Source organism: Maridesulfovibrio ferrireducens (assembly GCF_900101105.1).
Classification (GTDB): Bacteria; Desulfobacterota; Desulfovibrionia; order Desulfovibrionales; family Desulfovibrionaceae; genus Maridesulfovibrio; species Maridesulfovibrio ferrireducens.
In genome coordinates this window covers 757,924-772,150 of sequence record NZ_FNGA01000002.1, presented here as the reverse complement: position 1 = coordinate 772,150, position 14,227 = coordinate 757,924, and the positions used below count along the sequence as shown (strand labels likewise).

The 14,227-nt window shown below is 39.6% G+C and carries 13 protein-coding genes; 9 read left to right on the top strand and 4 right to left on the bottom strand.

Features of this window, described 5'->3' with window-relative positions; translation table 11 throughout:
- Positions 1–121: 121 nt before the first annotated feature.
- Positions 122–1,024, top strand: coding sequence for a mechanosensitive ion channel family protein (locus BLT41_RS08315; protein ID WP_092160068.1), 903 nt, complete (start codon positions 122–124; stop codon positions 1,022–1,024).
- 82 nt (positions 1,025–1,106) lie between these two features.
- Here the strand turns inward: BLT41_RS08315 and BLT41_RS08310 are convergent, their stop codons facing one another.
- Both BLT41_RS08310 and BLT41_RS08305 read right to left on the bottom strand, forming a co-directional pair.
- Complete coding sequence (locus BLT41_RS08310; protein WP_092160067.1) at positions 1,107–1,733, bottom strand: BON domain-containing protein; 627 nt, start codon at positions 1,731–1,733, stop codon at positions 1,107–1,109.
- Between the two features lie 48 nt (positions 1,734–1,781).
- Positions 1,782–2,081, bottom strand: coding sequence for a putative quinol monooxygenase (locus tag BLT41_RS08305; RefSeq protein WP_092160065.1), 300 nt, complete (start codon positions 2,079–2,081; stop codon positions 1,782–1,784).
- A gap of 242 nt (positions 2,082–2,323) precedes the next feature.
- Here BLT41_RS08305 and BLT41_RS08300 point away from each other — a divergent pair, with 242 nt between their 5' ends.
- The 4 genes from BLT41_RS08300 (at position 2,324) to BLT41_RS08285 (ending at position 6,007) form a co-directional block, all read left to right on the top strand.
- Entirely contained in the window at positions 2,324–3,292 is a 969-nt protein-coding gene (locus tag BLT41_RS08300; RefSeq protein WP_092160063.1) for a glycosyltransferase family 9 protein, read from the top strand.
- A gap of 125 nt (positions 3,293–3,417) precedes the next feature.
- Positions 3,418–3,840 carry an STAS domain-containing protein gene (locus tag BLT41_RS08295; protein ID WP_211477655.1) on the top strand — a complete coding sequence of 141 codons (423 nt, stop codon included), beginning with the start codon at positions 3,418–3,420 and terminating at the stop codon, positions 3,838–3,840.
- Between the two features lie 72 nt (positions 3,841–3,912).
- A complete protein-coding gene (locus BLT41_RS08290; RefSeq protein WP_092160055.1) occupies positions 3,913–4,281 on the top strand; it encodes a response regulator in 369 nt (122 codons plus the stop codon).
- 106 nt (positions 4,282–4,387) lie between these two features.
- Entirely contained in the window at positions 4,388–6,007 is a 1,620-nt protein-coding gene (locus tag BLT41_RS08285) for a glycosyltransferase (protein WP_092160052.1), read from the top strand.
- Between the two features lie 4 nt (positions 6,008–6,011).
- Here the strand turns inward: BLT41_RS08285 and hpnA are convergent, their stop codons facing one another.
- Together hpnA and BLT41_RS08275 are read right to left on the bottom strand one after the other, a co-directional pair.
- Positions 6,012–7,004, bottom strand: a complete 993-nt coding sequence (hpnA, locus tag BLT41_RS08280) for a hopanoid-associated sugar epimerase (RefSeq protein WP_092160050.1) — start codon at positions 7,002–7,004, stop codon at positions 6,012–6,014.
- 234 nt (positions 7,005–7,238) lie between these two features.
- Positions 7,239–10,178, bottom strand: a complete 2,940-nt coding sequence (locus tag BLT41_RS08275; protein ID WP_092160048.1) for a PAS domain S-box protein — start codon at positions 10,176–10,178, stop codon at positions 7,239–7,241.
- A gap of 122 nt (positions 10,179–10,300) precedes the next feature.
- Here BLT41_RS08275 and BLT41_RS08270 point away from each other — a divergent pair, with 122 nt between their 5' ends.
- The 4 genes from BLT41_RS08270 to BLT41_RS08255 all read left to right on the top strand — a co-directional run bounded on the left by BLT41_RS08270 (position 10,301) and on the right by BLT41_RS08255 (position 14,124).
- Positions 10,301–11,005, top strand: coding sequence for a M15 family metallopeptidase (locus tag BLT41_RS08270; RefSeq protein WP_092160046.1), 705 nt, complete (start codon positions 10,301–10,303; stop codon positions 11,003–11,005).
- 53 nt (positions 11,006–11,058) lie between these two features.
- The gene (locus BLT41_RS08265; RefSeq protein ID WP_092160044.1) at positions 11,059–11,523 is read left to right on the top strand and encodes an EVE domain-containing protein; all 465 of its coding nucleotides are present in this window, start codon (positions 11,059–11,061) and stop codon (positions 11,521–11,523) included.
- A gap of 199 nt (positions 11,524–11,722) precedes the next feature.
- The gene (locus BLT41_RS08260; RefSeq protein ID WP_170830339.1) at positions 11,723–11,977 is read left to right on the top strand and encodes a hypothetical protein; all 255 of its coding nucleotides are present in this window, start codon (positions 11,723–11,725) and stop codon (positions 11,975–11,977) included.
- A gap of 131 nt (positions 11,978–12,108) precedes the next feature.
- On the top strand, positions 12,109–14,124 hold the full coding sequence (locus tag BLT41_RS08255; protein ID WP_092160040.1) for a sensor domain-containing diguanylate cyclase: 2,016 nt from the start codon (positions 12,109–12,111) through the stop codon (positions 14,122–14,124).
- Positions 14,125–14,227: the final 103 nt, after the last annotated feature.

Sequence of the window (14,227 nt, the reverse complement as noted above, 5' to 3'; positions counted from 1 at the left end):
TCATGTTGAGAAAATTATAATTGAAATATTTTAAAGAAAACCAGAATTATGTATGTTCGAATCTGTTTTAGATGAACTAGTTTTGATAAATTAATAAACAATTTAAAATAAAAGAAGAAATATGAACGCAACTGACGGAATTGTTAGCAAAATTTTGGTAGATACTTCTCTGGACGAACAGTTGGGATTTTTAAATCCTGATTTTTTGAGAGATTTGTTTGAGCAGGGCATTGGATTTGTCAGCCTTTACGGGTTAAGGCTTATTGTCGCTCTTTTAGTCCTTTTTGTAGGAAGAATTGCTTCAAGGCAGATTTCAAATTTGATTAAACGGGTTATGCTTAAAGCGAAGGTTGATGATATTCTAACCTCGTTTATACAGAATATTGTTTACTACATAATGCTTGCTGCGTTTGTAGTTGCGGCGCTCGGGCAGGCTGGGATTAACATTACTTCCTTTCTTGCTGTACTCGGTGCCGCAGGTCTTGCCGTCGGCTTGGCTCTTAAAGATACTCTGTCAAATTTTGCCGCCGGGGTTATGCTTATTGTACTGCGTCTTTTTAAAAAGGGAGATTACGTCACAATAGCCGGAACTTCCGGGACAGTGCAGACTCTTTCCGCCTTTTATACAGAATTATCCACTCCGGATAATCAGAAAGTAGTGGTTCCTAATTCTTCAATTCTTAATGCGGTAATTGTTAATACCACCGCAAATAAGACAAGGCGTATCGACCTCGTAATCGGCATCGGATATGAGGACGATATTCCAAAAGCAAAAGCAATTCTTGCAGAAATTCTTGCTGGTGATAAGCGACTTCTCAAAGATCCAAAGCCTGCAATTGTGGTAGGAGAACTTGGCAATTCAAGCGTGGATCTGCTTGTACGTCCGTGGGTAAGAACTTCAGATTATTGGGCAGTTCGATGGGACTTGCTGGAAGGTATAAAGATTACTTTTGATAAAGCCGGGATCTCAATCCCTTATCCGCAGACAGATGTGCATTTGTATACGGAAGAGAAAGAGAGTTAGATTTAGCTTTAAAGATATGATTTAGATAAAAAAAAGGGAGCAAATGCTCCCTTTTTTTATTGCTGAGAAATATATCTTTTAATTAAAAAAGGTTGCGTAAAGGTCTTGGGCGGCCTCGCTTTACTTCTCGGGTGGAAGGAGCTTGGATGAAGTTTATTATTTTATCAACACCTGCGAAATTTTTAAGAGAATCCAGTGCTTTTTTCTCCTCCTCATGAGTTAAAACTCCAAGGACTACAACTACATCCTGAACTACTTTTATCGTAAGTTTTGATGAAGGATAATCAGGCTCCAGCATACTTTTCAGTTTCAATTCAAGTGCAGAGGAAGTTTCCGGCTTATTCTTTGTTTTCTTCAAAGGAAGATAGTAGCTGACACCGTTTAGTCCTGCCAGTTTTCCGGCTGCACTTACCAGCGCTTTACTCTGATTTTCACTGTCTACCTCTCCCACAAGAAATCCGTGTTCGAGGTAAACATAAGAGCTTATATTTATGATGTCTGATGGAGCTTCCAGCAGCATGGTTTTATGAAGCTGTAATTGAAGTCTAACATCTCTGGCTTGTGTTGTATAAGCACGGTCATCTTTCGCAGCTTTATACATTCTGCCATATGGAAGAAATCCGGCATGGGCCGTTTCAGTGAGAATAGTGCTGCTGAGAAGTGATGAAGAAAAGAGCACAAAGCTGAGAGCAAAAAATATTTTTTTCATAGAACAGCCTTAAGCATAGTTTCTGTTTCGGGGTTGTCTGTAATTTTTTTATTCAGGAATTCCAGTAATAAAATCATAAAAATCTATGATGGGTTCTTTCGCCAGTAAACCACCGAGCTGTTCGCCTAGCTGCTTGTAGTGAGCAGATGCGACATGAGTTTCAAACGCTGTTTGTCCCGAGTATTTTTCATAAAATAAAAAGCTGCCGTCGTTATTTTTTGATTTATGCAGTCTGTATTCTAATGCTCCTTCTTCCTGTGCCGTTTCTGACACCATATGAACGAGTATTTGTTCAACTTCTGTTTCTTTGCCTTTTTTTGCCTGAAGGGCTGCGGTTAGAATAATCATTTTGAACCTCCGTATGTGTTTTTTATCATGTGTAGCATGATGATTTAAATATATTAGCGATGTTGATGAGCTCTGTATAGTCTGTATGGAGTAGTAAAACTAGCATATTTATGACAGGGTGTATTTGATTTAAGTGTCTTGGTTAAGAATGGCTATTTCGAGTTTATTCTTTCAGATGATTAATTTTACGACTTTTTAATCTATGGTTAAAAATTCACTTTTCATCATAGATTCGGGGCAAAATGAAAAAAGTAAAATTTTCTTGCAAGGATGGCCGCTGGCTTATTATTTCTAACGGCATTTTGGGACACACTCTTCTTGTTCTTTCCGCATTAAAAGTTATTAAGAATATCTATCCTGATTCATATATAACTATGGTTGTTGATGATGGCAGTGCAGAACTTGTTAGAGCTAATCCAATGATCAATAAAGTTTGTATTTTCAATCGCAAGAAGGATTCGCTGTATCGTCAATGGGAGTTAATAAAAGAATGGCGAAAGGATAAATACGATGTTTCAGTGCACTTTCGTTCTGGGGTCCGTAATGAAATTTTAGCGTTTCTGGGCGGAGTGAAAGCTAGAATAGGTAATAAACTAAAAGGGTCTTTTCAGTTTTTGAATCACATTGGAATGGATATTAACGGTGTGCATGTCCTTGAAAAGAGAAGCCATTTTATGAGTTTTGTTCTTGATCAAAAAGTGGAGCTTGCTCCTCCCGTTCTTCATCGTGACCCACAAGCAAGGGCTGATGTCGCGAAGGTTTTGGCAGAAAAGGGCATCGAACCCGGAAAATATGTAGTTCTACATCCTGCTGGAAAAACTTCGGGAGGGCTTAAATGGTCTCTTGATTACTGGGCCGCAGAAGTCGCTAAAATCCCTGTAGAATATCCTATTGTGGTTGTTTGTGCTCCGTTTGAGCGTGAACTTGTGCAGGAAGCAATAAAGGGAGAAAATGTTTTTCATTTGGAAGGAAGTGTGGCTTTTCTTTCGGAAATTATTGCAGAATGTTGTTGGTTTGTTGGCAATGATTCTTCTCCGGGCCACATGGCTGCTATATGGGGAAAGTCACGTGTGATTGCATATAATTCATCCAGCCCGGAAGAATTTGTTAAATGGTCACCGTTCCATCCTGAAGGATGTAGGGTTGTTACTAAAGAAGAATTTATTGAAAAAGGTCTTGGTGAGCCTCTTAACTGGCTTTTTAAGCAATAATTTTTGTTTTAAGTTTTTTATCATGTTTATAATTTTGGAATATATAATGCATGATTTATTTAATGACAAACAAGCACACAACAAACAGTATTAATTTACTGAATAATCGAGTCTTTTCGGATAATTTGTCTGATCAGATTATTGACACAGGACATAAGTTCGACTCTGGGGAGGGTCGTACTGCTTCTTTGCCGTTTGATTTATTCGAAGAAATTCGAGGTGATTCGACGGTCCTTTCTCTCCATGGGGTATATAATACGCAAACTGTAAAGCATCTGAAGCCTCGTTTATATGAATTGTCCGAGGAATGGGATGGCAGAACCATCGTTGACCTTAATAAGGCTTTGTTTATAGATGTTTCGTGTCTTGCCGTATTTTTCAAGGCGCATAAGGCCGCTCTGCGTAAGGGGGGCAGTGTCGTATTTGTTAATAGAAATGAACATATCCAGAAGATCTTTCATGCTGTAAAGATGGACCGTATTTTAAATATTGTGCCCAGCCTTGAAGCCGCAGATGTTTTTTTAAATGATAAGGCTCAAGCTGTATAATATTTTATATTTTAATGATAAAACTTAAGTGTGGAGATAAAGGGAGTGGCCTTATAGCTAAGGAGAAGCAAAATGTCATACACAATATTAGTTCTTGATGATGATACTCATGTCAGAGAAAGTATGGCGATTGCTTTGGAAGATGAGGGCTTAACCGTTTATCAGGCTGAAAGTGCCGAAGTTGCTTTTCGGGTGCTTGATACTGTTCAAATTGATTTGGCTATTGTTGACTTGCGTCTTCCGGGTATGGATGGAACTGAGTTTATTGATGCGGCCATAAAGCTGTGGCCGAAATTGAAATACATCGTGTACACGGGATCTCCAGAGTACCAGATGACTTCTGAGCAGGGGGCAGCATTAAATGTTTCAAATACAATTTTTCTTAAGCCCCTTATGGACTCCAAAGCAATAATTGACGAAATCAGGCATATGCTTGGGTAGTTTATTCTGTATGGTCAGGGTTGCAGGCTGCAATAGTTATTGGAGCGGTCATATAGTTTAGTCGGCTTATTTTTGTGGTTTTTATTAACACTAGGTGGGAGAAGTCATGTCTGCGGAATTTGCGTATTTGCCAGCTGGAATAGTTAGTGAGCTTAATTTTTTGAATCTTGATGAGGTATGTCTCCATTATGTAACCCATATACGTAATTTTGTTCTGGATGAAGATCTCGGCGCCGCCTATTTTAATAGATTTGCATCTGATGCGGGCTTAAATAAAAATGTAAACGGGACAAAATGTTTCATACACTTAATTAATAAGCTGGCTAAACTTACTCCTTTCAACTCCGCAATTCAAACCATATTCCATCAATTATATCCATCTCCTGAAGCAAAACCCAAGTTGTTGTTGCTAGGAAGAGAATCCGTAGATCCTGTATTACAGCCAAAGGTGGAGCATTTTGTCAAAAGGGGGAAGTATGCTCAGGCACATGCCGCGATTCTTCTTGAACTGGAAAAAGATAAGAGCAATCTTCTCCTTGCTGATATGCTAGCTGAATTGGATATTCAGGCAGGTATTGATATTGATCCGTGGCATAAAGATATTGGTATTCATGAGATTTTTAAAAAAGATTGGATTTCTAGGTTGGCTTTTTTGTATGCCAAAAATGGACAGTCTGAAAAGGCTGTACATTATTGGAACTTGGTTAAAGATTCAGGTGGAAGGGATTCGGAAGTTTTATGTAATTATTTGGCTAGCAGTTATCTAAAAATTGGAGATCGTGAAGAAGCCTATAAGTTATTTGAAAGATCTTTGGAAATTGATCCTGTTCAGATGCCGATAAGTCTTGCAAAAAGAGAATTGGAGCAGCCTTTTGTTGTTAGCAAAGATGTTCTTGACGGTAAGGATGTTTCCGTTTGTATCTATTCTTACAACAAGGCCGAATTGTTGGATATGACACTGAAAAGTGTATGTGAATCATCGCTCGAGAAATGTGAAGTTCTTGTTTTGCTTAACGGGTGTTCCGACGGGAGTCTCGGTGTTGTGAAGAAGGTCCAGAAGGCTTATCCGAGTATTACTATCGAATTAATAAATATTCCAATTAACATGGGGGCCCCTGCGGCGCGTAACTATCTTGTTAACCATGTTTTAACTACAAAAAAAAGTGAATATATCGCGTTTCTAGACGATGATGTGACTCTCCCAGTCAATTGGCTGGAAGCTCTGGTTACAGCAATTGAGGAAGACTCGAAAATTGGAGCAGTGGGGTGCAAAGTTGTTAATCCCGATAGATCATTGCAGTATCTTTTTAGAGACGTGTCAATTGTAAAACACGGCGTTTTTCGTCTCAGCTTAGGGACTCCTTTTTGGAGTAAAGATCTTAATCTTTATGATGTTCGCAGGGATGTAGATAATGTTATGGGGTGTTGCCATTTGATGCGAAGAGAATGTTTTGAAAAAGTACCTAACTTTGATATATGTTTTTCACCGAGCCAACTTGATGACGTGGCATTTCATCTCGATTTGCGTTTGTCCGGCTACAAAGTCAGATATCTTGGACAACTTGAGTGTGTTCATCATAGGTCCACTGGATTTCAAGGCCTGCATAAGAGAGTTTATGGCAATTCTCTGGGTAATGATGTTAAATTTTATTATCGTTTTCTTGAGTCTTTTAAAGTTTTTAAGCGCTGGCAGCAAGAAAGAAATATGAGTCTTTTTTTGAAATAATTCTTTACGCAAGCATCCCGTTTTCTTTGAACCATTTGATAGCGTCTTCAACAGCTTGAATTGCCGGGCGATGGGTATATCCAAGTTCTGTTTCTGCTCTTTTGGAACTGTAAAACATTATTTTGCTGGCCATGCGGATGCTATCCATTGTGGCCACAGGCTCATCTACCAGGTTTAAGCGGGCAAGAATCTCGCTGATAATGGCAATGGGGTAGAGGGCCGCAGTGGGAACCTTGCACATGGGGCCGGGCTTACCGGCTGCTTTAGCTGTCATAGCGAAAAGTTCTTTCAAATATAAATTATCGCCGCCGAGAATGTATCTGCGGCCGATAGTTCCTTTTTCTAGAGCCAGCAGATGACCGCGGGCAACATCTCCAACATGGGCAATGTTAAGCCCTGTTTCGGCGTAGAACCTTCCACCGTCTCGGGCGGTGTTAAGTATCATGGCTCCTGTGGGTGTAGGACGGGAATCACCGGGGCCGACCGGGGTGGACGGATTAACAATAACAGCAGGAAGACCGTTTTCCTTAACCATTCTGGATACTGCTTTTTCCGCTAGAAATTTTGATTTTTTATAAGGACTGATCATGCTTTCTAAGCTGGATTTCAAGTCTTCATTCGCGGGGCTTCCGTCTGTGTGGTAGCCTAATGTGCAGACACTTGAGGTATATACAATCCTTTCAACTCCAGCTTCGAGAGCTTTTGTCATGAGCAGGCGAGTGCCGTCCACGTTGGTGAGGTACATTGCTTGCGGGTCAGGGACCCATAGTCGATAGTCTGCGGCGAGGTGGAAAAGAAACCGGCAACCTTTCAGCGCTTTTTCAATTGTTTTTTCATCATTTAAATGTCCGGGGCATATTTTTATGCCGGTGCTTAGACATCGCTTTGCTTTTTCTGGATCGCGGACGAGAACACTGATTTTATAACCCTGTTCTTGTAAGATAGGGATCAAGTTGGAGCCGATAAGTCCAGTTGCGCCGGTGACAAGTACATGCATTAATGAAACTCGTTATAAATATTTAGTACAATGAAAGGGGCAGATTTTGAATAGTCTAACATCTTTTAGCAGAAGGCTAAACGTCAAAAAGGATGCGATTTTAAACTCTTTTTGAAAATGATTATTTGAAATAAAAATATCGACAGCAACATATGACAATGATTCTTACTTTTACTTCAAAGCAATTAGTTATCTAAGGATGAGAATATGTCAAGAAAAGCGGATTCTCCTAATCTAGCTTGTGACTTCATATAGTGTTTTTTTGAGTAGTTCCCATTCAAAAGGTTTACTTATATATTCGTTCATTCCAGTTTGAATTGCGATATTTCTATCATTATTTGTTGCATGTGCTGTCAGGGCTATTATCGGGACGGAGCGATTCATATTAAATTCTTTAGATGTTCTGATTAGATGAGTGGCTTCAAGCCCGTTCATTACCGGCATCTGGATGTCCATTAAAATCGCATCGAATGTTTGCTTGCGAAGTTCTTCAAGGCACATTTCTCCATTTTCAGCACAAACGACACTGTGTCCCATTTTTTCAAGAAATCTCAGAGCCATGAGTCTGTTAACCTTTTCATCTTCAACCAGAAGAATGTGCAAGGGTTTGTTTCTAATTATTTCTTTAGTGACCTCCGCTTGTAAAGAAACCGGAGGTTCGTGCATTTCTACATGCACGCAGAAAAGTATTGTGGTTCCCATTCCGACTTCGCTTTGAAGCGAAATGTTACCGCCTATCAGGTTTACCAGCCTTTTAACTATGGAGAGTCCTAAACCTGCTCCCTGGTATTTCCTTGATAATGAGCCGTCCACTTGTGTGAAAGAATCAAAAATGTGTTCGATTTTGTCGTCTGGTATTCCAACCCCGGTATCTTCAATTGAGAAAAATAGTCGATGCTTGCCGGGGGTTGGGTGAGGAAGTGAAAAAACACTTATTGTTATTGAACCGTATTCTGTGAATTTTATTGCATTTCCGACTAGATTAAATAAAATCTGCCGGATTCTGCCTTCGTCTCCAACATAGTAATTCTGTGTGCTCGAATCGATGTTGGATATTAACTGCAGTTCTTTTTCTTCCGCTTGAATTTTAAATAAATCGAGACACTGCTTGATAAGTTCCGTCAGCTCAAAAGGTTCCTCGTAAATATCCATTTTGCCGGCTTCAATTTTTGTGAAATCAAGAACGTCGTTCAATACTCTGAGCAGGTTTCTGGAAGATTGAAGGGCTGTATCAACACAGGATTGTTCTTCTTTATTCAGCTGTGCAATCTGTAGCAGTTGCAGCATTCCCATGACCCCATTGAGTGGAGTTCTTATTTCATGGCTTATGTTTGCAAGAAATTCATCCTTTGCCCTGTTGGCTGATTCAGCCGCTTCTTTTGCTTCTGAAAGTTCAGCCTCATTTTTCAACCGTTCGGTAATATCATGAATAATTGAGATTAATCTGGTTCTGCCTCTGACTTCAAAAGGTCCGGAAAAAATTTCAACGTTTCGGTATTCACCGTTAGCCAGTCTATGTCGTCCTATTATATTCGAGATCGTTTTCTCTGTTACTTTTTTGATAATCTTCTTAACTTGTTTTTCCGATAAGCTGTTTATGTCGGAAATCTTCATTGTAAGAAGTTCTTCGCGGGAGTATCCGTAATAAGCTTCGGCGGCCTTGTTCGTATCGAGAATTTTACCGTCAGCAGTATCCAGAATATACATGACAGAGTGGTTATCTTCGAAGAAAGCTCGATAATGTTCTTCACTTTCACGAATTGAAAGTTCAGCACGTTTTTGCTCAGTAGTGTCTTCAAACGCAATACCAAGTTTGTCGTTTTGGAGTAGGAAGGTACGTACTCGATATGCTCCGGATAGCTTTTTATCTTTATAGAGGACTTCATTGGAGGTAAAATCTTTGCCGGTTTTTAAGGGGGAAAGGAATTGTTTAAAAATTTCTTGTGCGTCAAAACCGGGCCAGATGTCTAAGAATTCATGCCCTATCCAGTTTTTCAACGTAATTCCGGTAATTTTTTCCGCAGCAGGGTTTGCGTCTAACAGTTTTAATGAATCAGGTTTTGTATATTGATAAATGAAAAGTCCGGAGGGAATGTTCTGGAAAATATCGCGTGCTGATTTAGATAAATCATCATGATTCTTGCGTTCAATCGCTAAGGCAATCTGGTCAGAGCAGGCCGCAAAAAGCTGCAAATCTTCGCTGGAATAAGAACTTGGAGTATCATAATCCTGAATAACCAAAACACCGATAGGGATACCCCGGATACGCAAAGGAACACCAAGCCATACTTCCGGTATAACACCGCAAACTTCAATTATGCCTCTATCTATTAATCGCATAATTTGTGTTTTGGACATATGAACAGTTTCACTACGTCTAATTGGTAAGAGACTTAACCTTTTGCCTCCCAGACGACTGATATTCTCAATGGTGGAGCAGTGCGGAGTCGTTTTATCAACACAGTATTCAAATTTCAGAGAATCCTGATCATTATCAATTAAGGCTACAAAAAAATTATCTGCGTGAAGCTCCTTAATCATTATCTTGTGTATCGATTGTAAGAGTTCGTTTAGATTGTCGGAGGACTGTGCGTGACTGATTATTTCATATAAAACTGTCTGGATGTGACGGGAATGTTCAAGTTCTTTCACTTGGTTTTTTAGCTGCTCATTAATCCGCTCGAGTTCTCCGGTTCTTTCCGCAACCTCTGACTCAAGCTGTTTTAAGTATGTTTTTTGTGATTGCTCAACTTCTTTTCTAGCTGAAATATCCCTCACAATAGAGAGGATCATGGGGGTTCCTTCATAGTCGAATCTTCGGGCGCTGATTTCAACAGGGATTTTTCTTTTATCTTTAGCAATATGAATTAATTCAAACAGAGTTTTTTGTTCTTGAGCAAAAGTTTCAAATAAACTTGGGCTGGGTTGTCCTGTTTCTGTAAAGCTGAACTCTTCAACAGTCATTTTTAGAAATTCATCTCTGGTATATCCCAAGCGTTTACACGCGGCTTCATTTACATCGCGAATGAGGCCTCTCGTTCCATTCGGAAGAACTTCAAACATAAAAATAGCATCTTCAACTGAATCAAAAAGTAAACGGAAATGATTTTCACTTTGCGCAAGAGATGCTTCAAGTTTATGAATCCTATAATTGGTGTTTATATCGTCAGTCATTGAATTCCACTGTTTAGTTTTTTTGCGCTACACGGAAAGGCTTTATATTTACTTAATACACCAGTATACAATTCTGCGCTACAATCTGTTTGGCGACGTAAAAAGGAAAGAGGTTCACCAATATGAAAGTTGTTAACATCTTTATAGATTCTTTGGCTTTTATTTTTATTTCCGTACTTTTGGGGGTGGTGGTATCCGGTTCAGTTTTGGCCGGGCAACTTCCCGAAGGTTTTTGTTATGTTGACGAAATAATACCCGAAGCTGTGTATGATGCTCGTTATTTTACAGAAAATAATTTTGTAGGTGAGCAGATTGACGGTTATTTGTCTCCTCGTATTGTTTTGACTGTTCGGGCAGCAAAGGAGTTGACCAAAGTTCAGTCTGAACTGGTTCCTTTTGGGTTAACTCTTAAAATTTTTGATGGGTATCGTCCTCAACGGGCGGTGGACCATTTTGTGCGCTGGGGACGAAATGTATCCGATACCCGCATGAAATCTATTTTTTATCCCTCGGTAGATAAGAAGAATCTGTTTCGTGATGGCTATATTGCTAAAAAATCAGGTCATTCACGAGGGTCAACTGTTGACTTGACGATTGCAGATAAGAGTACCGGATCTGAGCTTGATATGGGAACCATATTTGATTTTTTTGGTCCTGCCTCTTGGCCTGAGAATGACAGTATGGATGTACAGATCAGAGCGAACAGGGCTTTTTTACGTCAATTAATGATAAACCACAGTTTTAAACCACTCAAAGAAGAGTGGTGGCATTTTACTCTGGACAACGAACCTTATCCTGATAAATATTTCAATTTTGTGGTAAATTAGAGATTGAATGTCCGCTTTTGTCCATGGTCCGTCTGAAAATAAAGGAGAGTATGATGACTAAATACTGGCTTATGAAGTCTGAACCGGGATGTTTTTCCATTGACGATCTTATTGCTGCCGAAGATCAGATAACTTCATGGGACGGAGTTCGTAATTATCAAGCCCGTAATTTTATGCGGGATGATATGGAACTGGGGGACATGGTTCTTTTTTATCATAGTATTACGAATCCTTCTGTCGTCGGAATCGCTGAGGTGGTCAGAGAAAGCTATCCTGACCATACTGCATGGAACATTGATGATCCGCATTTTGATCCTAAATCTTCTGAGGAAAATCCACGTTGGTTTATGGTGGATATTAAATTTTTGGAAAAGTTTACCAATCCTTTACCTCTTAAATTTTTACGAACTGTCAGCGGCCTTGAGGGGATGGAACTTCTTAAAAAAGGTTCAAGACTTTCAGTTATGCCTGTGTCCGAGGGGGAATTTAAAACCATCCGCAGAATTGGAAAGGAGTAGCTATATTCAGTATTATCAGGCTTATACTTTACAGTATGTTTAATTCCTATTTATACTCGCATCATAAGCAATTTTAGAGACCCGTGATACTGCCCCACCTTTTTTCAAAGGTCTATTTTGAATATCCACTTATACTCCGGGGCTGCAATTGTCTCAGGAGAGTATATGTTAAGCATTGCCTGCCAGGGCGGTGCTTACCGTGTCTACTAAACCATGCGTCGGTTGCGGATGGTGCTGTCTCTCAGATCCATGTGAAGTTTCACACAGGAAATATGGCTATATGGCCCGTTGTCCTGATCTTTTCTGGGATGAAAATCTAAATCGTTATATCTGTCGTCTTATGGGGGACCCTGTTGAGGGAGACGATGCCCGTCGTCAACTTTTTGAAGGGCTTGGTTGTTGTGCGCCCCTTGTTTTATGGAGAAATGATGTCCGGAATCGTGACGATGATTGAGTTATCTGGTTTCTGCATAATTAATAAAGTTTTTTAAAATTTTATATGTTAATATCAACTGCAAGTCTCTTAAAGCGAAATGCTAATCATAGTGTTCGCTGAACTTCAAAATCTTAACGATTTAATATTATATGAAAAATATTAATAAGAATATTGTTCTTGTTGTGTTTGCTTCGATCATGGCAGTAGCACTGCTCGGAGCTTTATTTCTCGCCGTTTATCTAAACGCCTCTTACGCAAAAGCTCAATTCTACAGTTCCCAGATCAGTAATGCCGCAGTGCGTTGTCAGGCTTATCAGGATGCCTTTGTGCATACCAAGAAGATTGATCACGTGCAGGGTTTTCTGCGTAGTTATGACGACCTTGTTCATAATTTGGAGCTTCTTTCCGGGGAAAGCGATGTGCTTACTAAAAGTGAAATTGAATCTGCGGAAAACAAGATCCGGGAATATCGCGATCTTTTTGTTGCTTACAAAGAAAAGTATATAGTTATCGGTTTGACAGATGAGAGTGGAGAACGCGGGGCGTTATATCGAGACACTGTTTTTGCGGAAGAAACTTTAGGAAGTCTTAAGGAATATTATTTGCTTTCCATGTTGCTTTCCTGCCGGCGCAATGAAAATAAATTTATTATTCATAAAGATATGATGTTTGTTGATAAGTTCAATGAAAATTACGATATTTTAAAAGAATCTGTACAGAGAAGTGGTCTTGATTTGCAAATTAAAGGTGAAATTCTGGCTCAGATTAAGCAATATAAATCTGATTTCAGTATACTGGTAGAGCATATGAAAGAGGTTGGCCTTAATAATTCAGAAGGAGTCAGCGGCGACCTTAAGAATGCTTTGCTTGCTATCAATAATCAAGTTCTCGATATTCAGAATACGGTTCTTAACCGATTAGGTAAAACAACAAGGACTATTTATTTGGTTCTGTGTATTTCATCTGTACTTATCTTGATGGTGTTATTTTTAGGAGTACGCCTGATCAGATTCAACCTGCGTCTTGTCAGTGAGATTCACAAGAGAAAGGTTGTTGAAGGGGAACTTGCTGAAGTAAACACCAATCTGGAAAGAACTGTTCAGAATCGTACGATGAAAATAGCCAGTCAGGTTAAGGATCAAGAGAAAATAAATAAAGAAATTTCGACCTTAAATGAGTTCAGCGACTACCTGCAACGTTGTAGTTCTTCTGATGAAGCACTGCTTATTATCCGGGATTATGCAAATCGATTATTTCCCACTGATGTGGGAGCTCTTTACCTTCTTAGTGAGGATAAAAAATCATTGATCCTCAAGACTAACTGGGGAGGTAGGCAAGGTCTTTTTAAAGAGACTTTCCGACCGGATGAGTGCTGGGGGATTCGTATGGCTAAATTTCATTATGTAAACCGGGAAGAACATGGACTTCATTGCGATCATTTTATTGGTGCGGTTGAAACTTGTTATCTTTGCGTGCCAATGCGTAATCAGGAAGAATTGATCGGATTGATGCTTGTTGTCTGTAATCAGGGTGAATGTTTAGCTGATGATAAAATGAAGGATTGCACCGTGAAACAGCGGCAGCGTTTAGTTGTGACTATTGCTGAACATTTTTCATTGGCTTTATCCAATATTCAGCTACGCGAGAATTTGCGGGAGCAGTCCGTGCGCGATTCCCTCACCGGCCTTCATAACAGACGTTATATGCTTGAAACTCTGGACCGGGAAGTCTCGAGGGTTGTACGGCATAATGAACATTTAGCAGTAGTTATGATTGATATCGATTTCTTTAAACGCTTTAACGATACCTATGGTCACGAGGCCGGAGATGAGGTGTTGAAGCGAGTCGCAGAAATTTTGCTCAGTCATGTGCGCGATGAAGATATTCTCTGCCGTATGGGCGGAGAAGAGTTTTTGGTGGTAATGTCACGCGTAAGTCGAGATGTTGTTGTGAAGCGGGCTGAGAGTATACGTCAGGCTTTTGAGAGTGTGGAAATGCACTTTGGATCATCGCTCCATGAGAAAATCACTGTATCTATCGGTATTTCATTTTTCCCTGATGATGACAGCGATATTAATGTTGTTATTAATCTGGCTGACAAAGCTCTTTATGAAGCTAAAAAAACAGGTCGTAACAAGACAGTTCTTTTCTCATTTCCCCATTGACATCCGGTGTAACCACACTATTTTCTTGTTAGGAATAATTACTAATAAGGGGAAAATTATGGATACTAAAAAACTAAGCATCGTCAGAATTTCTTTTCTAGTA